This window comes from Rathayibacter sp. AY1E2, assembly GCF_002932325.1.
Classification (GTDB): Bacteria; Actinomycetota; Actinomycetes; order Actinomycetales; family Microbacteriaceae; genus Rathayibacter.
In genome coordinates, this window is the sequence record NZ_PSVO01000017.1 from 1 (window position 1) to 18,943 (window position 18,943).

Here is an 18,943-nt window from a genome sequence, read left to right on the forward strand (position 1 = left end):
GGGGGAGGAACGGGGGCCGGCGAGGCGCTGCAGCTCGGCGACCAGGTGCGCCCGGAGGGCGGGCTCGGCCACGCGGAGGTAGCTGTCGACGGTCTCGTCGCCGCGGGGCGACCAGGAGATCACGAGCAGGCCGCCCTCCTCGACGACGCGGTCGATCACGTAGCTGCCCTGGCCCGCTCCGCGCAGGAGGGAGGCCGGGATCACCGTCTCGCGCTCGCCGACGGGGGCGATCACGACGCCGCGCTCGTGGAGGCGCAGCACCGCGTTGCCGCGGAAGCCGAGCCCCGGCAGCACGACGCGCTCGAGCGGCTGCTCGAAGCGGGTCGTGGCCACGTACGGGAGGTCGACGCGCTCGACCTCGGCGCCCAGCGAGGACGCGGGCACGGGCTCCGGCGCGAGGGCGGCCGAGCGGCGGCGCCGCGCGCGCCAGGAGAGCAGCATGCCGACGAAGACGAGGACGACGACCGCGGCGATGACGATCGTGATCGCGGCCCTATCCACGGGAGGCCTTCGCGGAGGCGGCGACGACCGCCGCGTCGACGAGCTCGCCGTCCAGCACGGTCGGGAAGCCCCGGTGGAGGGTGGCGACGACGCGGCCCGGCAGCTCGCGACCGAGGTACGGGGAGTTGCCGCTGCGGCCGCGCAGGTCCTCGACGGAGAAGCGGCGTCGCGCCTCCGGGTCGTAGAGCACGACGTTCGCGGCGGCCCCGACGGCGAGGCCGCGGTCGTAGCCGTCGAGCCGGCCGATGCGGGCGGGGGCGGAGGAGAGCACGCGCGCGACGTCGGACCAGCTCATCCGCCCGTCCTCGACGACGGCGGCGTGCACCACGCTCAGCGCGCTCTCGAGGCCGACCATGCCGAACGCCGCGGCGTCCCACTCGCAGTCCTTCGCCTCGACCGGGTGCGGCGCGTGGTCGGTGGCGACGATGTCGATGGTGCCGTCGGCGAGGGCCTCGCGGAGGGCGAGCACGTCCTCGTCGCGGCGCAGCGGCGGGTTCACCTTGAAGCGGGCGTCGTAGCTCGGCCCGTCCTGGCCGGCGACGGCCTGCTCGGTGAGGAGCAGGTGGTGGGGGGTGACCTCGGCGGTCACGTCGATCCCCCGGGCCTTCGCCCAGCGGATGACGTCGACCGAGCCCGCGGTCGAGACGTGGCAGACGTGCAGGCGGGAGCCCACGTGCTCGGCGAGGAGCACGTCGCGGGCGATGATCGCCTCCTCGGCCACGGCGGGCCAGCCCTGCAGGCCGAGGGCGCTGGAGACGGCGCCCTCGTTCATCTGCGCGCCCACGGTGAGCCGCGGCTCCTGCGCGTGCTGGGCGACGACTCCGTCGAACGCCTTGACGTACTCGAGAGCGCGGCGCATCAGCAGCGCGTCCGAGACGCACTTCCCGTCGTCCGAGAAGACCCGCACGGCCGCGCGGCTGCGGGCCATCGCGCCGAGCTCGGCGAGCGACTCCCCCGCCAGACCCACGGTCACCGCGCCGATCGGGCGGACCGTCGCGTAGCCGGCGTCCTCGCCCAGGCTCTGCACCTGCTCGACCACGCCCGCGGTGTCCTGCACCGGCGAGGTGTTCGCCATCGCGAAGACGGCGGTGAAGCCTCCGGCGGCCGCAGCTCGCGTGCCGGTGAGGATCGTCTCGCTCTGCTCGAACCCCGGCTCGCGCAGGTGGGTGTGCAGGTCGACCAGGCCGGGCAGCGCCAGCAGGCCGTCGGCGTCGATCACGCGGGCCCCGCGCGAGTCGAGGTCGGCGCCGATCTCGACGATCACGCCCCCGTCGATCAGCAGGTCGGCGGTCGACTCGTCGGCGAGCGTCGCTCCCGAGATCAGGATCCGCTCCGGCGCCGTGCTCTGAAGCGGCTGGGCAGTGCTCATCAGTGGACCTCCCGTTCGCCGGACAGCAGCAGGTAGAGCGCGGCCATCCGGACGGACACTCCGTTCGTGACCTGTTCGAGCACCGTGGAGCGGCTCGAATCGGCGGCCGCCGAGGAGATCTCGACGCCCCTGTTCATGGGTCCGGGGTGCATGACGATGGTATCGGGACCCAGCCGGGCGAGCCGCTCGTCGTCGAGGCCCCAGATCCGCGCGTACTCCCGGCCGTTGGGGAAGAACCCGCTCGACATCCGCTCGAGCTGGATGCGCAGGAGCATCACGACGTCGGGGAGCCCGGTGTCGATCGCCTCGTCCAGATCGAAGCGGATGGTCGCGGGCCAGTCGCGCGTGTCGACCGGCACGAGGGTCGGCGGTGCGACCAGGGTCACCTCGGCGCCCAGCGCCGTCAGCAGCCAGACGTTCGAGCGCGCCACCCGCGAGTGCAGGACGTCGCCCACGATCGTGACCGCGACGCCGTCGAGGCTCTTGCCGCGGGACGCGGAGGCGCCGTGCAGGCGCCGGCGGATGGTGAACGCGTCCAGGAGCGCCTGGGTCGGGTGCTCGTGGGTCCCGTCACCGGCGTTGAGGATCGACGCGTCGATCCAGCCGCTCGCCGCCAGAACCGCGGGGGCTCCGGAGGCGCTGTGGCGGATGACCACGCCGTCGGCGCCCATCGCGGCGAGCGTCTGCGCGGTGTCCTTCAGGCTCTCGCCCTTGGAGACGCTGGAGCCCTTCGCGCTGAAGTTGATGACGTCGGCCGAGAGCCGCTTCGCCGCCGCCTCGAACGAGATCCGCGTGCGGGTGGAGTCCTCGAAGAAGAGATTGACCACGGTCTTCCCGCGCAGGGTCGGCAGCTTCTTGACCTCGCGGTTCTGCACGTCCGCCATGTCCTCGGCGATGTCGAGGAGGGCGATCGCGCTCGCGCGGTCGAGGTCCCGGGTCGAGAGCAGGTGCTTCACGGAGCCGTCTCCTCGCCGGTGGCCTGCGACTCGATCGCGACCAGGTCCTCACCGTCCGTCTCGACGAGCCGGACGTTGATCCGCTCGCTCAGGCTGCTCGGCAGGTTCTTGCCGACGAAGTCCGCCCGGATCGGGAGCTCGCGGTGTCCGCGGTCGACCAGCGCGGCCAGCCGCACGGCTCGCGGACGGCCGATGTCGCTGAGGGCGTCCAGGGCGGCGCGGATGGTGCGGCCCGAGAAGAGGACGTCGTCGACGAGGACCACGGTCCGGCCGTCGATGCTCGCGGGGACGGCGGTGCGCGCGGGGGTACGGACCGGGTGCCGGGAGAGGTCGTCGCGGTACATGGTCACGTCGAGGGAGCCGGCGAAGACGGGGGGACCGTCCGGCTCGATCCGCGCGATCGTCTCGGCGATGCGCCTCGCGAGGGCGACGCCGCGCGTCGGGATGCCGAGGACGACCAGCGACTCGGGGCCGCGGTTCGACTCGAGGATCTCGTGGGCGATGCGCGTGAGCGCTCGCGTGATGTCAGCGCCGTTGAGCACGATTCGTGCCGTCACACCGACCTCCTTCCCCGCCTCACAGGACGGCTGTTAAAGGAAAAGCCGTGTCAAGTATAGGGGCCGTCGCGCGGCCCGCCGGACGGGCAGCCCGGGAACGACTTCGGCCCGCCCGATCACGGGGATCCGGCGGGCCGAGCAGGTCTCCGGGGCGGGTCAGGCCGTCGTGCGGGACTCCGCGACGGAGGCGAGGAGCCCGTTGATGAAGCCCGCCGAGTCGTCGGTCGACAGCGACGTGGCGGCCTCGACGGCCTCCGAGATGGCGACGCCGTCGGGCACCGCGTCGTTGTGCAGGATCTCCCACACCCCGATCCGGAGGATCGCGCGGTCGACCAGCGGCATGCGCGAGAGGGTCCAGCCCTGGGCGAGCCGGGCGATCAGCTCGTCGATCTCGTCGGCGTGGTCGATGACCCCGTCGACGATCTCGCGGGCGTAGAGCCACGAGGCCTCACGGGCCGGCTCGTTCGCCGCTCGCTCGGCCTCGGCGCGCAGCGACTGGGCGAAGCTGATCTGCCGGACGTCGGCGTTGTAGAGGATGTCGAGGGCGCGCTTGCGCGCCTTCGTGCGAGCACTCACGGGAGGCCCGGCTCAGCTGACGCGGCCGAGGTAGTCGCCCGTGCGGGTGTCGACCTTGACCTTCGTGCCCTGCTCGAGGAAGAGCGGGACCTGGATCTGGTAGCCGGTCTCGACCGTCGCGGGCTTGGTGCCGCCGGTCGAGCGGTCGCCCTGGAGGCCCGGCTCCGTGTAGGTGATCTCGAGGACGACCGAGGCGGGGAGGTCGATGTAGAGCGGGTCGCCGTCGTGCAGGGCGAGGGTCACGTTCTGGTTCTCGAGCATGAAGTTCGCCGCGTCGCCGACGACCGCCTCGGGGACGGTGATCTGGTCGTAGTCGCTGGTGTCCATGAACACGAAGTCCGCGCCGTCGCGGTAGAGGTACTGGAAGTCGCGGCGGTCGACGTTGGCCGTGTCGATCTTGGCGCCCGCGTTGAAGGTCTTGTCGACGACCTTGCCCGTGAGGACGTTCTTCATCTTGGTGCGGACGAAGGCGCCGCCCTTGCCCGGCTTGACGTGCTGGAAGTCGATGACGTTCCAGAGCTGGCCGTCGATGCTGAGGACGGTGCCGTTCTTGATGTCGGTGGTAGAGGCCATGCGAAGGGGGATCCGTTTCGGTGGAAGTCTGCGCCGGCGAGCCCGGTACGCGGGCGCGGCGATATCGGCCGGTCCGGCTGACCCGTCGAGTGTAGTCGACGCGGCCCCGTCGGCAGAGGAGTCTGGACGCCGCGTGCGAATCGTCCCACCGGTCCGCGGGAGCGCGAGACGGTGGAGGACCGACCCCGAGGAGGAGGACAGGGACGCCGTTCCCGCCGACACCGTCGTGCCGCCCTGGTACTCGATCGCGTTCATCGCCGTGCCGATCGTCATCGCCGTCGTGATCGTGCTCGTCGTGGTGCTGATCGTCGTGAACGTGCGCCGGGCGCGCTCGCTCGGAGTGGATCCGCTGACCCTGCGGACCGAGGTCGCGGCCCGCTTCGCGCGCGAGGGTCCCGGCTCCGCCCGCCCGCTGGCGGACCGGCTCGCCGAGCTGGAGGCGCTGCGAGCGGCGGGCACGATCACCGCGGCCGAGTACGCCCAGGCGCGGAAGGCCGCCCTGGGTGGAGGCTGACGGCGCCGCCCGGGCTCAGCCGAGACGGACCTACGATCCGATCTCCTGGTACGCCGCGAACAGCAGCGACGTCTCCGGCCCCTGCAGGATGCTCGGGCGGGCGATGTCGTCGAGGACCACGAAGCGGAGCATCCCCGCGCGGGTCTTCTTGTCGCGCTGCATCGCGGCGAGGAGCGTCTCCCATCGTCCGAGCGGGTAGCTCGTCGGCAGGGTCAGCGACTCGAGGACCCGGCGCTGGCGGTCCACGACCGCGTCGCTGAGCGATCCGGTCAGGCGCGAGAGCTCGGCCGCGAACATCATCCCGACGGAGACGGCCGCGCCGTGGCGCCACTGGTAGCGCTCGGCGTGCTCGACCGCGTGCCCGAGGGTGTGCCCGTAGTTCAGGATCTCGCGCAGGCCCTTCTCGGTGAAGTCCTCGCCGACGACCCGCGCCTTGATCCCGATCGACAGCTCGACCAGGCTGCGGAACTCCTCCGACGTCGGGTCGGTGGCCAGGTCGATGTCGGACTCGATGATGTCGAGGATGCGCGGCTCGGCGATCATCCCGTACTTCACGATCTCGCCGAAGCCGGCGAGGATCTCGTTGCGCGGGAGGCTGGTCAGCACGTCGAGGTCGGCGACGACCGCCCGTGGCGCGTGGAAGGCGCCGACGAGGTTCTTGCCCTCGGCCGTGTTGATGCCGGTCTTCCCGCCGACGGCCGCGTCGACCATCCCGAGCACGGTGGTCGGCACCTGCACCAGGTCGACCCCGCGGAGCCAGGTGGCGGCGACGAAGCCGGCCAGGTCGGTGATCGCGCCGCCGCCGAAGCCGACGACCACGTCCGTGCGGGTGAAGTCCGACTGCCCCATCACCTGCCAGCAGAAGGCCGCCACCTCCACGCGCTTCGCGGCCTCGGCGTCCGGGACCTCGGCGAGCAGCACCTCGTAGCGCTCGAGCAGGCTCTCGCGGATCTCGGCGGCGAGGACCGCGAGGGTCGGCGGGTGCACGATGAGCACCTTCGCGGCCCGGGGGCCGATCGCGTCGGCGAGGCCGTCGAGGAGTCCGCGCCCGACGTGGATGTCGTAGCCGTTCTCTCCGGCGACGGGGATGGCGGTGGTGCCGTCGTTCATGACTGTCTTCCGCTCGGGCGGCTCGCGGCCGCCGGGTCCGATGGTGCAGGGGTGGCGGAGGGGCGCTGCGCGCGCACCCACTCCGCGATCTCGGCGGCGATCAGGGTGATCGGCCGCCGGGAGGTGTCGACCACGGTGTCCGCGAGGGACTCGTAGACCGGGCGCCGCTCGTCGAAGATGCGGACCCAGTCGCCGACCCCGCCGCGCACCAGCGGGCGGGAGCCGGAGCCGAGCCGGTCGCGGACGGCCTCGGCCGTGGTGGTGAGGAGCACGACGGGGACGTCCGCGAGGTCGGCGCGCGTCGCGGGATCGAGCACCGCTCCCCCGCCGAGGCTCAGCACCACGTCGCGGCGGACGGCGCGCTCGACGACACGGCGCTCCTCGCGGCGGAAGGCCGGCTCGCCGTGGGCGTCGAAGTAGGGGGCGATCGGGCCGTGGGTGCGCACGAACTCCGCGTCGGAGTCGACGAAGCCGGCGCTCAGCGCCTTCGCGACCCGCTTGCCGATCGTCGTCTTGCCGGCCCCCATCGGACCGATCAGGACGAGGCGGGCGCGGGCCGCGCCGGTATCGTGACCCGCCATCAGCGGGCCGCCGAGGACGCGGCCATCAGGCGAGCCCGAGAGCCGGGTCGCTCGCGGCGGCCGTGCGGAGCTCGTCGGGGATGGCGGCGAGGTAGCCCTGCAGGTTGCGACGGGTCTCGGTGACGCTGTCGCCGCCGAACTTCTCGAGCACGGCGTTCGCGAGCACCAGGGCGACCATCGCCTCCGCGACGACACCGGACGCCGGCACCGCGCAGACGTCGGAGCGCTGGTGGTGGGCGCCGGCCGCCTCGCCGGTGGCGACGTCGACGGTGCGCAGCGCGTGCGGCACGGTCGCGATCGGCTTCATGCCGGCGCGGACCCGCAGCACGGTCCCCGTGCTCATCCCGCCCTCGGTGCCGCCGGCCCGGTCGCTGGACCGGGAGATGCCGGCGTCGGACTGGAAGAGCTCGTCGTGCGCCTCCGAGCCGCGGCGGGTGGTGGTGAGGAAGCCGTCGCCGACCTCGACGCCCTTGATCGCCTGGATCCCCATCAGGGCCGCCGCGAGCTGGGAGTCGAGACGACGGTCCCAGTGCACGTAGGACCCGAGTCCGGGCGGGAGATCGTACGCGAGGACCTCGACCACGCCGCCGAGGGTGTCGCCGTCGTCGTGGGCGCGGTCCACCTCGGCGACCATGAGGGCGCTGGTCGCGGCGTCGTGGCAGCGCAGCGGATCCGCGTCCAGGGCGGCGACGTCGGCCGGGCCGGGCAGCGGCGAGCCCTCGGGCACGCGGACCGGCCCGATGGCGAGGGTGTGGCTGACGAGCGAGACGCCGAGCTCGCCGAGGAAGCGGCGGGCGACGGCGCCGAGGGCGACGCGGGCCGCGGTCTCGCGGGCGGAGGCGCGCTCGAGCACGTTGCGGGACTCGGGGAAGCCGTACTTCTGCATCCCGACGAGGTCGGCGTGGCCCGGGCGGGGCCGGGTGAGCGCGGCGCCGCGGCCCTTGGGCAGGCTCTCGGGGTCGCGGGGCTCCGCCGACATGACGTCGACCCAGCGCGGCCACTCCGTGTTGCCGATGCGCAGGGCGATGGGGCTGCCCATCGTCGCTCCGTGCCGGACGCCGGAGGAGATCGTCAGCTCGTCCTGCTCGAAGTTCATCCGGGCTCCGCGGCCGTAGCCGAGCTTCCGACGCGCGAGATCGGCGCGGATGTCGTCGAGGGAGACGGGGACGCCCGCCGGCAGTCCTTCGAGGACGGCGACGAGTTCGGGACCGTGGGATTCCCCGGCCGTGAGCCAACGGAGCATCCTCCGATTCTGGCACACGAGGTCAGTGCGCCGGACCCGCCGAGACGGCTCGGCGCATCGCCGCGAGCACCTCGTCCTCACGATCGAGAGGCAGGGCCGGGTCGCCGCCGACGAAGATCCGCACCTGCACGAGTGCCTGGTGGAGCAGCATCCCGAGCCCGGAGACGACCGGGGAGCCGCCCTGCTCCCAGCGCTGGGCGAGAGCGCTCGGCCACGGGGAGTACGCCACGTCGAACAGGGTCGAGCCCGCGACCGCCGCGTCGGGCACGTCGAGGCCGTCCACCGCTCCGCCGGGGAGCGTCGAGATCACCAGCGGCGCTCCGGTGGACCAGTCGGCGAAGGAGCGGACCGAGATCAGGACGCCGAGCGACTCCGCGAGCGGAGCGAGCTCGACGGCCCTCGACGCCGTCCGCAGGACGAGGTCGACCCGCGCCGCGCCCAGCTCGGCGGCGGCGGCCAGGGCGGAGGCGGCGGTCGCTCCCCCGCCGAGCACCTGGACGCGCTCCGCCGAGACGACGCCCGCCTCGGCGAGGGCGCGCACGATGCCCGCGACGTCGGTGTTGAACCCGCGGAGGCGGGGTGCCGGGCCGGAGCGGTCGACCAGCACGGTGTTGACCGCGCCGGTGGCCCGGGCGACCGCGTCCTCCTCCGCCAGCAGCGGGCGCACCGCGTGCTTGAGCGGCATGGTCAGCGACAGGCCGTGCCACGGCTCACCGGACACGACCTCGGAGAGGGTCGCCTCCGTCGTCTCGACGGCGCGGTAGCTCCAGTCGAGTCCGAGCACCCGGTACGCGGCCGCGTGCAGCGCGGGCGACTTCGAGTGCGCGATCGGCGCGCCGAGGACCGCGAGGCGGTACCCGGCGACCGTCACTGGTACTCCGGGTGGTCCCGCATCCAGGCCTGCCACTGGTCGACGGCCGCGTTGTGCTCGGCGTCGGTGGTGGAGTAGACCGTCTCGCCCGTCTCGAGGTTCACCGTGACGAAGTACATCCAGGTGCCGTCCGCGGGGTGCATGACCGCGTCGATCGCCACGTCGCCCGGGTTCGAGATCGGCGCGGGCGGCAGGCCGTCGCGCTGGTAGGTGTTGTAGACGTTGCCGGCGTCGTTCCGCTCGGCGTCCGTGGTCGAGACGCGGTCGGTCGCGCCGGTGCCGTACGCCACGGTCGCGTCCGACTGCAGGCGCCACCCCTGGTCGAGGCGGTTCTGGAACACGCGCGCGACCTTCGGGAAGTCCTCGGCGACGCGGGCCTCGCGCTGCACGAGGGACGCGAACACCACGACGCGGTAGCGGTCGTCCACCGGCACGCCGGCCTGGTCGAGCGACTGGTACATCCGGTCGACCAGGGTCTTCAGGATGTCGTGCGCCGGCGTCGACGGGTCGATGTCGTACGTCGCGGGGAACAGGAACCCCTCGAGGCTCGTCGCCCCGGCCGGGAGCCCGAACGAGCCCCAGTCGGCGGCGGCCGCCTCGAGGTCCGTCAGCGCGACCCCGGTGCCGTCCGCGATGAGCGGCAGCGCCTCCTTGAGCGCCGTCCCCTCGGGGATGACGAAGGTGTTCGCGAGGCGCGTCGACTCGGAGTCGAGCAGCGCCGACAGTGCGGCCTTGGCGCTCATCTCGGCCTTGAGCGAGTACGCGCCGGGCTGGAAGACGGGCTCCGGGCTCTGGGCGAGGAGCAGGTCGTAGAAGGGGTCGTACGACTTGATGACCCCGTCCGAGACGAGGTTGTTGGCGATGTCGCTGCCGCCGTCGCCCTGGTGGATCGTGAACAGCACCTCGCTCGAGCCGGTGCCGGTGAAGTCGGTCGGCTCGGGCTCGGCGAACAGGCCGCGCACGGGCTCGAGGAAGATCGTGACGGCGATGGCGACGAGCGCGGCGAAGACGCCGAAGGCCAGAAGCCCGCCGATGAGCCCGCGGCGGCTGCGGCGCTTCTTCGCGCCGCCCGTCGCGCGAGCCGCGCGGCGACGCTTCGGGCGCGCGTCCGGGTCGAACGCGGCCGCGTCGTCGCGGCCACGGGGCTCGGGCACGTCGGGCCCGGTGAAGAGGCGGCCCAGCGGATCGTGCGCCTCAGTCGGCGCGGGCTGCTGCTCCGGAGTCGGGTCGGGCGGAGTCGGCTGCGCCTGCTCGGCGGCGCGGGCGTCGCGGCGGCTCGGGGGGACGTCGGTCACGAGGAGGTCCTTCGTTCGGTTCGAGCAGGACCCCGGCCGGGGTGCCGGCCGAGCGCTCGGAATCGATGGCGTGCTGCAGGATCACCACGGCGGCGACCTGGTCGATCACGGCTCGGGAGCCGCGGGTGGTGCGTCCGGAGCGGTGCAGGGCGCTCTGAGCGGTGACCGTCGACAGCCGCTCGTCGACGAGCCGCACCGGAGCGGTGGGCACCGCCTCGGCGAGCAGTCGAGCGAATCCGCGCGCGTCCTCCGTCGAGGCCGTCTCGGCCCCCGACAGCGACAACGGCAGTCCGACGATGATCGCCTGGGCATCGTACTCGGCGGCGAGGTGCGCGATCCGGGAGACGTCCGAGGATCCGCCGTCAGTGCCCGCCCGCGCGACCGTCTCGACGGGCACCGCGAGCAGGCCGTCGGCGTCGCAGCGGGCGACCCCGATGCGGGCACGGCCCACATCGATGCCGAGCCGGACGCCGAACCGGCCCATTCAGCTGGTCGCTTCCTGCACCACGGCCTCGAGCGCCGCGCCGATGGCGGAGACGTCGGAGCCGCCGCCCTGGGCGAGGTCGTCCTTGCCGCCTCCGCCGCCACCGAGGATCCCGGCGGCGCGCTTGGCGAGCGCACCCGCGCGGCGGCCCTGGTCGCGGGCGGCCTGGTTGGTGGCGACGATCACCGCGGGCTTGCCCGAGACGTCGGCGGCGAGCGCGACGACGGCCGGCTCCTGGCCGAGCCGCTCGCGGACGGAGGTCACGAGGGAGCGCAGCTCGTCGGTCGATCCGGCGGAGCCGATGCTCTCGGCGACGACGGTCGTGCCGCCCACGGTGCGGCGGGTCGCGGCGAGGGCGGGCACCCGGTCGGCGAGGGCCTTGGCCTCGAACGCGGCGATCCGCTTCTCAGCGGCCTTGAGGCTCGCGACGAGCTCGCCGATCCGCTCGGGGAGCTGCTCGCGCGGGGTCTTCAGTGAGGACGAGATCGTGCTGACGAGGGCGCGCTCGGCGGCGAGCTCCTGGAAGGCCTCGCGGCCCACGAGCGACTCGACGCGGCGGTTGGTCGATCCGACCGAGGACTCGCTGACCAGGCTGATCACGCCGACCTCGGACGAGCGCCCGACGTGGGTGCCCGCGCAGAGCTCGCGCGACCAGGGCCCGCCGATGTCGACCACGCGGACGACGTCGCCGTACTTCTCGCCGAAGAGGGCCATCGCGCCGAGCGCCTTCGCCTCGTCGATCGGGAGCTCGCGCGTGACGACCTCGAGGTTGTCACGGATCGCCGTGTTGGCGATCTCCTCGATCTCGCTGCGGGTCTCGAGCGAGAGGGCCTGGTTCCACGAGAAGTCCAGGCGCAGGTAGCCCGCCTTGTTGTAGGAGCCGGACTGGTGCGCCTGCGGACCGAGCACCTGGCGCAGCGCGGCGTGGATGAGGTGCGTGCCCGAGTGCGCCTGCGTGGCGCCCCGGCGCCAGTCGCGGTCGACGACGGAGGTGGCGGCGTCGCCCACTCCGACCTCGCCGCTGGCGACCTGGACCTTGTGGCTGATGAGCCCCTTGACGGGCTTCTGCACGTCGAGGACCTCGAGATCGAAGCCGGAGCCGACGATGCGGCCGGCGTCGGCCTCCTGGCCGCCCGACTCCGCGTAGAGGCTGGTCGCCTCGAGGATCACCTCGGCGATGTCGCCCGCGACCGCCTTCGTGACGGAGTGCCCGCCGACGATGAGGCCGAGGATGCGCGTCTCGGTGTCGAGCACGTCGTAGCCGGTGAACAGCGTCTCGCCGTGGGCGCGGAAGTCGGCGTAGACCGAGAGATCGGCCAGCGCCGACTTCTTCGACTTCGCGTCGGCCTTCGCACGCGTGCGCTGCGCGGTCATGAGGGAGTCGAACGCCTCGCGGTCGACCGTCAGACCCGACTCCTCGGCGATCTCGAGGGTGAGGTCGATCGGGAACCCGAAGGTGTCGTGCAGGAGGAACGCGGTGTCGCCCGGCAGCGTCGGCGACTCGGCCTTCTTCGTCTTCAGGACCGCGAGGTCGAGGATCTCGGTGCCGGCCGCGAGGGTGCGGAGGAACGCCTCCTCCTCGCCGTAGGCGCTGGTCGAGAGGCGCTCGAACTCCGTGGACACCTCGGGGTAGGCCGACGCCATCGCGTCGCGCGAGGCGGCGAAGAGCTCGGGGAACGTCGCGGTGTCCACTCCGAGCAGGCGCATGGCGCGCACCGTGCGGCGCATCAGGCGGCGGAGGATGTAGCCGCGCCCCTCGTTGGACGGCGTCACGCCGTCCGACAGCAGCATCAGCGAGGAGCGCACGTGGTCGGCGATGACGCGCATGCGGACGTCGTCCTCGTGGACGGCTCCGTAGCGGCGGCCCGAGAGCTCGGCGGCGCGGTCGAGGACCGGACGGACCTGGTCGATCTCGTACATGTTCTCGACGCCCTGCTTGAGGAAGGCGACGCGCTCGAGGCCCATGCCGGTGTCGATGTTCTTGCGCGGCAGCTCGCCGAGGATGTCGAAGTCGACCTTGCTCGTGCCCTCGCCGCGGAGGTACTGCATGAAGACGAGGTTCCAGATCTCCACGTAGCGGTCGTCGTCCGTCGCCGGGCCGCCGTCGATCCCGTAGGCGGGGCCGCGGTCGAAGAAGATCTCGGAGCAGGGGCCGGCAGGGCCGGGCTGGCCGGTCGACCAGTAGTTGGTGTCCTTGTCCAGGCGCTGGATGCGCTCGTCCGGCAGTCCCGCGATCGTCTTCCAGAGCGCGATCGCCTCGTCGTCGTCCTTGTAGACGGTGACCCAGAGGTCCTTCTCGTCGAAGCCCAGTCCCCCGTCGCTCTCGGCGCCGGTGAGCAGCTCCCAGGCGTAGCCGATCGCCCCCTCCTTGAAGTAGTCGCCGAAGGAGAAGTTGCCGTTCATCTGGAAGAAGGTGCCGTGACGAGGCGTCTTGCCGACCTCCTCGATGTCGTTGGTGCGGATGCACTTCTGCACGCTGGTGGCACGCGGGTAGGGCGCGGGGACCACTCCGGTGAGGTAGGGCACGAACGGCACCATGCCGGCGACGGTGAAGAGGAGGCTCGGGTCCTCGCTCACGAGGGAGGCGGAGGGGACCACGGTGTGGCCGCGGCTCCCGAAGAAGTCGAGCCAGCGGTTGCGGATGTCTGCGGTCTGCATGGGTTCCGTTACGGTTCGGTCGGTGACGACGCGGATGTCGGGCGGCGGGGCGTCAGCCCTCGCCGATGGCGGCCTTCAGTTCGGCCTCGCGCTGGTGGTAGCCCTCGGAGACGGCCTCGCCGAGCTCCTTCGCGGTGCGGTTGATGTCGGCGAAGAGCCGGGAGCCCGCCTCGGTGCGCGAGACCTGGTGGGCGACCGCGAATCCGAGGCCGATCCCGATGACGATCAGGAGGATGTTCTTCACGGGGTGTCCTTCCACAGCGGCGGGGCGGGCGCGACGGCGCGACGACCCGTTCGATTCTAGGGCGCGGGCGCGGCGCTACTTCGAGCGCGGGCGCTTCGTGCGCTTCGCGGCGGAGCGGCCGACCGCGGCTCCGGCCTTGTCAGCCGTCCGTCCGGCGACGAGCACGGCGCGGACTCCGGCGGTGAAGCCGGCGAGCTTGATGAGCGGACCGCCGACGGTCGCGGCCGTGAGGGCGACGAGCGCGTTGACGTTGCCGGTGACCTCGGCGACGTCCTTGGTGATCGTGTCCACCCGCGCGAGCTGGTGGTTGGCCTCGCGGAGGGTGGAGGCCGACTCGTCGAGGATCGGCGTCAGGCCGTCGCTGGCCTGCTTGATGGCCTCGCTCGTGCTGTCGAAGACGCGCCCGAGCTTCCAGAGCGGGACGGCGGTGATCGCCACCAGGATCGCGAACACCCCCGCGGCGATGAGCCCTGCGATGTCTCCACCGGTCACGGTGACCTCCGTTCGATGCCGCCCAGCGCGGCACTCCAGCCTACCGACGGGCCGCGACAGGGGCGGACCCGGGGACCGGCGCTCGGCTCGGGCGCGACGGCCGGATCGGACGCAGCGCGGGTCTCTTGGAGCGCGGCGGGCACTCCGGATCGGGACCCCGGGAACGGGAAAGGCCCCGGTGCGGACACCGGGGCCTTTCTCTGCGGGGCTGGACTCAGCGGGCCGCGTAGTACTCGACGACGAGCTGCACTTCGCAGGTCACGGGGACCTCGGCGCGCTTCGGGCGGCGCAGGAGCGTCGCCTGCAGCTTGTCGATCTCGACCTCGAGGTAGCCCGGGGTCTTGGGGAGGACGTCGACGTGTCCACCGGCGGCGGCGACCTGGAAGGGCTCGGTGCCCTCGGAGCGGGTCTTGACGTGGATGACCTGGCCCGGCTTCACGCGGAAGGAGGGGCGGTCGACCGTCTTGCCGTCCACCATGATGTGGCGGTGGGTGACGAACTGGCGGGCCTGCGCGGTGGTACGGGCGAAGCCCGAGCGCAGGACGAGGGCGTCGAGGCGCATCTCGAGGAGCTCGACCAGGTTCTCACCGGTCAGGCCCTGGGTGCGGCGCGCCTCCTGGAAGGCGATGCGGAGCTGCTTCTCGCGGATGCCGTACTGGGCGCGCAGACGCTGCTTCTCACGCAGGCGGACCGCGTAGTCGGAGTCGGCCTTGCGCTTCGAGCGGCCGTGCTCGCCGGGAGCGTAGGGACGCTTCTCGAGGTAGCGGGCGGCCTTCGGGGTCAGGGGGATGCCGAGGGCGCGCGAGAGGCGCGTCTTCGAGCGGGTGCGGGACGTGGTCGACACAGTGGTCCTTCCAAGGTCTGAGAGGTTCGGTCGCAGCTCTCGACCGCCGACTCCGGGAGGAGGGCGGACGCCGCGGTCGTGTCCTCCGCGGGTGCGGGGGAAGGGTGACCGCAGTGGCGGGCTGCGCGATTCAGAGGGATGCGCTGCTCCGCTCGGCTACAGAGCGGTGGGCAACCTCGCAAGACTATCAGGCCACGGCCTCCCGTGCGGGTCGCGCGAGTTCGCGGTCGGCGCGGTCAGCCCCGGTCGCCGCGGATGATGCGCAGGAGCTTCGCCAGTCGTGCGGAGACGTCGCGCTCGTTGCCGTGCTCGGTGGGCCGGTAGTACCGCGCGCCCTGGAGCGGGTCCGGGAGGTACTGCTGCTCGAGGACGCCGAGGTCGGCGTCGTGCGGGTACCGGTAGCCCTTCCCGTGGCCGAGCTTCTTGGCGCCGGGGTAGTGCGCGTCGCGCAGGTGCGCCGGCACCCGGCCCGCGCGGCCCGCGCGCACGTCCGCGATGGCCGCGTCGATGGCGGAGTAGGACGCGTTCGACTTCGGGGCGGTCGCCAGGTGCACGACCGCCTGGGCGAGCGGGATGCGCCCCTCCGGCATGCCGATGAACTGCACGGCGTCGGCCGCGGCGATCGCGACGACGAGCGCCTGCGGGTCGGCCATGCCGATGTCCTCGGACGCGGAGACGATGATGCGGCGGGCGATGAACCGCGGATCCTCCCCCGCCTCGATCATCCGGGCCAGGTAGTGCAGCGCCGCGTCGACGTCCGAGCCCCGGATGGACTTGATGAAGGCGCTGATGACGTCGTAGTGCTCGTCGCCGTTGCGGTCGTAGCGCAGCAGGGCGCGGTCGACGGCGCGCGCGACGACCTCGGTCGTGATCACGGGGAGCGCGGGCTCCTCGGCGGCGGCCTCGACGGGAGCGCCCTCGTCGTCCTCGTCGTCCTCGTCCGGGTCCTCCGCGGCGGCGGCGCGGGCGACCCGGTCGGCCTCGCGGGCCTCCGAGCGGGCGGAGGTGGCGGCGGCCTCGAGCGCGGTCAGCGCCCGCCGGGCGTCTCCGGAGGCGAGCCGCACGATGCTCGCCCGAGCCTCCTCCTCCAGCGTCACCGAGTCGCGCAGACCCCGCTCGTCGTGCAGGGCGCGGTCGACCAGGACGCCCAGGTCGTCGTCGCTGAGCGGCTCGAGGGTCAGCAGGAGCGAGCGCGAGAGCAGCGGCGCGATCACCGAGAACGAGGGGTTCTCGGTCGTGGCCGCGATGAGGATGACCCACCCGTTCTCGACGCCGGGCAGCAGTGCGTCCTGCTGCGCCTTGGTGAAGCGGTGGATCTCGTCGAGGAAGAGCACGGTGGACGTGCCGTAGAGGTCGCGGGTGGAGAGTGCCTCCTCCATCACCTGCCGCACGTCTTTCACGCCCGCCGTGACGGCGGAGAGCTCGACGAAGCGGCGGCCGCTGGAGTGGGCCACCGCCTGCGCGAGCGTGGTCTTGCCCGTGCCGGGAGGGCCCCAGAGGATCACGGACACCGCTCCCCGCTCCCCCGTCGTGTCGGCGGCGAGGGCGACCAGGGGCGAGCCGGGCGTCAGGAGGTGGCGCTGGCCGGCGACCTCCTCGAGGCTGCGCGGCCGCATCCGCACGGCGAGCGGAGTCGCCCCGGAGCGGAGTCCGGCCTGCTGCATGGTCATGCCCCCAGCGTAACGACGGCCTCCGACAGAGCCCCGGCCCGACTGCCCGGCGCGACGGAGCGGCGTTTGTCGCGCCTCCGGCGGTTCTCGTAGGCTCGACGCGGCCTGCGTGCGCGGGCCGCCGCGCCGAAGCCGCGCGGACGAGGACGTCGGAGGAACACGTGGCCCAGGGCAAGTCGAACGACCGCGAGGCGCGCACCCGGCTCCGGGCCTACCAGGCCCGTCAGAGCCTCCACCGCTCGAGGCAGAAGCGGCGCGTGCGCGACAACGTGATCGCGGCGATCGCCGCCGTCGTCGTGATCGGGCTCGCGGTCGTCGCCCAGATCCTCTACTTCTCCGGCGGCCCCGGCACCCCGGTCGCCGAGCCGACCTCCTCCTCCTCCGCGACCCCGACGCCCGAGGCGACGGGGTCGAACACCGGCGACGTCCCCTCCTCCGACATCGCCGAGGGCCGCGACTGGACGGGCACGCTCACGATCGGCCAGGACCCGCTGGGCATCACGCTCGCCGGCGCCGCCGCCCCGCAGGCGGTGTCCTCCTTCATCTCGCTGACGCAGTCCGGCTTCTACGACGGCGTCTCCTGCCACCGCCTCACCACGGAGGGCCTCTACGTCCTCCAGTGCGGCGACCCGGACGGCGACGGCACCGGCGGACCGGGCTACAGCTACGGTCCCGTCGAGAACGCGCCCGAGGACGGCGTCTACCCGGCCGGGACCATCGCGATGGCCCGCCAGGGCGGCAACGGCTACAGCCAGGGAAGCCAGTTCTTCGTCGTCTACCAGGACACGACCCTGCCCGCCGACGCGGCCGGCGGGTACACCGTGCTCGGGCAGGTCACCTCGGGACTCGACGCCCTCGTCAGCGACGTCGTGTCGAAGGGCACGGCCGACGGATCGGGTGACGGCGCCCCCGCCGAGCCCGTGACCATCACCTCCGTCTCCGTCCAGTAGCCGCACCCGCGGCGTCGTCACGGTCCGCCCGCGCGGGGAGTGCAATAGGCTTGTCGTCACTGCCCGTTCGCGGCCGAGCGCGGTCTTCGGCCCTCCGGCCGTCGAGCCCCACCGGCCGACGACGCGACGGGCACCGAGAAGCACGACATCGAACAGCAAGGTGAGGCTCCGAGCGATGAGTGACCAGCAGCCGTGGGGACGGGTCGGCGACGACGGGACGGTCTACGTCCGCGTCGGCGACGGGGAGCGAGAGGTCGGCCAGTACCCCGATGCGACTCCCGAGGAGGCGCTCGCCTACTACGAGCGCAAGTACACGGAGCTCGCCGGGCAGGTCTCCCTGCTCGAGCAGCGCGCCAAGCGGGGCGCACCCGCCGGAGACGTCGCCCGCACGGTGCAGTCGCTGTCCGCGGCCATCGCGCAGGCGAACGCGGTCGGCGACCTCGAGTCGCTGCAGACCCGGGTCGACGCGCTGAGCGGCTCCGTCGAGGATCTGACCGAGCAGCAGGCGGCCGAGTCGAAGGCCGCGCTGTCCGAGGCCCTCGCCTACCGCGAGGCCATTGTCGCCGAGGCCGAGGCCCTGGCGGCGGTCGACCCGGCGAAGACGCAGTGGAAGCAGGCCAGCGCCGCGATCGACGACCTCTTCGCCCGCTGGCAGAACCACCAGCAGCAGGGTCCGCGCCTGCCCAAGAACGATGCGAACGAGCTGTGGCGCCGGTTCCGCGGTGCGCGCACCACGATCGAGCAGAACCGCAAGGCGTTCTTCGCCGACCTCGACTCCGCGCACCGCGAGGCCAAGCAGGCCAAGCAGGCGCTCATCGACCAGGCCGAGGCGCTGGTGCCGCAGGGCGCCGACGCCATCCCGGACTACCGCGCGCTCCTCGAGCGCTGGCGGGTCGCAGGCCGCGCAGGCAAGCGGTTCGACGACGCGCTCTGGGCGCGCTTCAAGGCCGCCGGCGACGCGATCTACGGCGCCAAGGCCGAGATCGTCGCGCAGGAGAGCGTCGAGTACACCGAGAACCTCGACCTCAAGCTCGCCCTCCTCGAGGAGGCGGAGCCGCTCCTGCAGGAGCAGGACCGCGAGAAGGCCAAGCGGGTGCTGCTCTCGATCCAGGAACGCTGGGACGCCGTCGGCCGCGTGCCGCGCGAGCAGGTGCGCACCGTCGAGGACCGCCTCCGCAAGGTCGAGGCGCACGTCCGCAAGCTCGACGAGGAGCACTGGAACCGCAGCAACCCGGAGCGCAAGGCCCGCTCCGAGGGTCTCGCCTCGCAGCTGACCGCCGCGATCCAGAAGCTCCAGGACGAGCTCGACGAGGCGAAGGCGCGCGGCGACCGCGACGCGATCGCCCAGGCTCAGGAGGCGCTCGACGCCCGCAAGGTCTGGCTCGACGCGATCGGCTAGACCCGCTCCGGCGGATCCCTCCACAGATCCGCTCGCGACGCTCCGGAGGGGAGGTG

General features: G+C 72.8%; 19 protein-coding genes and 1 pseudogene. 3 read left to right on the forward strand and 17 right to left on the reverse strand.

The features are described 5' to 3' along the window. The 6 genes from C5C49_RS12270 to efp all read right to left on the reverse strand — a co-directional run. A partial coding sequence (locus tag C5C49_RS12270; RefSeq protein ID WP_104329202.1) for a hypothetical protein occupies window positions 1-501 on the reverse strand: 501 nt, incomplete at its 3' end. Further along, the gene (locus C5C49_RS12275; RefSeq protein ID WP_104224748.1) at window positions 494-1,870 is read right to left on the reverse strand and encodes a dihydroorotase; all 1,377 of its coding nucleotides are present in this window, start codon (window positions 1,868-1,870) and stop codon (window positions 494-496) included. The genes C5C49_RS12275 and C5C49_RS12270, both read right to left, overlap by 8 nt. Then, complete coding sequence (locus tag C5C49_RS12280; RefSeq protein ID WP_104224749.1) at window positions 1,870-2,826, reverse strand: aspartate carbamoyltransferase catalytic subunit; 957 nt, start codon at window positions 2,824-2,826, stop codon at window positions 1,870-1,872. Before C5C49_RS12280 ends, C5C49_RS12275 begins: the two co-directional genes overlap by 1 nt. Then, the gene (pyrR, locus tag C5C49_RS12285; RefSeq protein ID WP_104224750.1) at window positions 2,823-3,383 is read right to left on the reverse strand and encodes a bifunctional pyr operon transcriptional regulator/uracil phosphoribosyltransferase PyrR; all 561 of its coding nucleotides are present in this window, start codon (window positions 3,381-3,383) and stop codon (window positions 2,823-2,825) included. The genes C5C49_RS12280 and pyrR overlap by 4 nt, the downstream gene beginning before the upstream one ends. A 156-nt stretch (window positions 3,384-3,539) precedes the next feature. Continuing rightward, window positions 3,540-3,959, reverse strand: coding sequence for a transcription antitermination factor NusB (gene nusB / locus C5C49_RS12290; protein WP_104224751.1), 420 nt, complete (start codon window positions 3,957-3,959; stop codon window positions 3,540-3,542). A gap of 12 nt (window positions 3,960-3,971) precedes the next feature. Further along, entirely contained in the window at window positions 3,972-4,532 is a 561-nt protein-coding gene (efp, locus tag C5C49_RS12295) for an elongation factor P (RefSeq protein ID WP_068210208.1), read from the reverse strand. Window positions 4,533-4,665: 133 nt separating this feature from the next. Between efp and C5C49_RS12300 the strand changes: the two genes are divergently transcribed. After that, window positions 4,666-5,046: an SHOCT domain-containing protein gene (locus C5C49_RS12300; RefSeq protein WP_146084883.1), complete on the forward strand. Its 381-nt coding sequence runs from the start codon at window positions 4,666-4,668 to the stop codon at window positions 5,044-5,046. Window positions 5,047-5,076: 30 nt separating this feature from the next. Here C5C49_RS12300 and aroB read toward each other — a convergent pair whose 3' ends face one another. From aroB to C5C49_RS12355, 11 genes and pseudogenes are all read right to left on the reverse strand, one after another. Then, window positions 5,077-6,156 carry a 3-dehydroquinate synthase gene (gene aroB, locus C5C49_RS12305; RefSeq protein WP_104224752.1) on the reverse strand — a complete coding sequence of 360 codons (1,080 nt, stop codon included), beginning with the start codon at window positions 6,154-6,156 and terminating at the stop codon, window positions 5,077-5,079. Continuing rightward, entirely contained in the window at window positions 6,153-6,737 is a 585-nt protein-coding gene (locus C5C49_RS12310) for a shikimate kinase (protein ID WP_104327533.1), read from the reverse strand. The genes aroB and C5C49_RS12310 overlap by 4 nt, the downstream gene beginning before the upstream one ends. A gap of 25 nt (window positions 6,738-6,762) precedes the next feature. Then, window positions 6,763-7,980, reverse strand: coding sequence for a chorismate synthase (gene aroC, locus C5C49_RS12315; RefSeq protein ID WP_104224754.1), 1,218 nt, complete (start codon window positions 7,978-7,980; stop codon window positions 6,763-6,765). A gap of 22 nt (window positions 7,981-8,002) precedes the next feature. After that, window positions 8,003-8,851, reverse strand: a complete 849-nt coding sequence (locus C5C49_RS12320) for a shikimate dehydrogenase (protein WP_181135772.1) — start codon at window positions 8,849-8,851, stop codon at window positions 8,003-8,005. After that, window positions 8,848-10,146: an endolytic transglycosylase MltG gene (gene mltG, locus C5C49_RS12325; protein WP_104313171.1), complete on the reverse strand. Its 1,299-nt coding sequence runs from the start codon at window positions 10,144-10,146 to the stop codon at window positions 8,848-8,850. The genes C5C49_RS12320 and mltG overlap by 4 nt, the downstream gene beginning before the upstream one ends. A gap of 10 nt (window positions 10,147-10,156) precedes the next feature. Further along, window positions 10,157-10,630: pseudogene (ruvX, locus tag C5C49_RS12330) on the reverse strand (Holliday junction resolvase RuvX); the annotation flags it as partial. Beyond that, the gene (gene alaS, locus C5C49_RS12335) at window positions 10,631-13,288 is read right to left on the reverse strand and encodes an alanine--tRNA ligase (protein ID WP_104255387.1); all 2,658 of its coding nucleotides are present in this window, start codon (window positions 13,286-13,288) and stop codon (window positions 10,631-10,633) included. A gap of 52 nt (window positions 13,289-13,340) precedes the next feature. Then, window positions 13,341-13,532 (reverse strand): hypothetical protein, encoded by a 192-nt coding sequence (locus C5C49_RS12340; RefSeq protein WP_104239057.1) that lies wholly within the window; start codon window positions 13,530-13,532, stop codon window positions 13,341-13,343. A gap of 75 nt (window positions 13,533-13,607) precedes the next feature. Then, window positions 13,608-14,024: a DUF948 domain-containing protein gene (locus tag C5C49_RS12345; RefSeq protein WP_104224759.1), complete on the reverse strand. Its 417-nt coding sequence runs from the start codon at window positions 14,022-14,024 to the stop codon at window positions 13,608-13,610. Window positions 14,025-14,238: 214 nt separating this feature from the next. Beyond that, window positions 14,239-14,868 (reverse strand): 30S ribosomal protein S4, encoded by a 630-nt coding sequence (gene rpsD / locus C5C49_RS12350; RefSeq protein ID WP_068210518.1) that lies wholly within the window; start codon window positions 14,866-14,868, stop codon window positions 14,239-14,241. Window positions 14,869-15,104: 236 nt separating this feature from the next. Next, on the reverse strand, window positions 15,105-16,538 hold the full coding sequence (locus C5C49_RS12355; RefSeq protein ID WP_104346262.1) for a replication-associated recombination protein A: 1,434 nt from the start codon (window positions 16,536-16,538) through the stop codon (window positions 15,105-15,107). A 161-nt stretch (window positions 16,539-16,699) separates the two neighbouring features. Here C5C49_RS12355 and C5C49_RS12360 point away from each other — a divergent pair, with 161 nt between their 5' ends. Beyond that, on the forward strand, window positions 16,700-17,488 hold the full coding sequence (locus tag C5C49_RS12360; RefSeq protein WP_104346263.1) for a peptidylprolyl isomerase: 789 nt from the start codon (window positions 16,700-16,702) through the stop codon (window positions 17,486-17,488). Between the two features lie 175 nt (window positions 17,489-17,663). Beyond that, window positions 17,664-18,887, forward strand: a complete 1,224-nt coding sequence (locus C5C49_RS12365; protein WP_104224762.1) for a DUF349 domain-containing protein — start codon at window positions 17,664-17,666, stop codon at window positions 18,885-18,887. The last annotated feature ends 56 nt before the right edge of the window (window positions 18,888-18,943 follow it).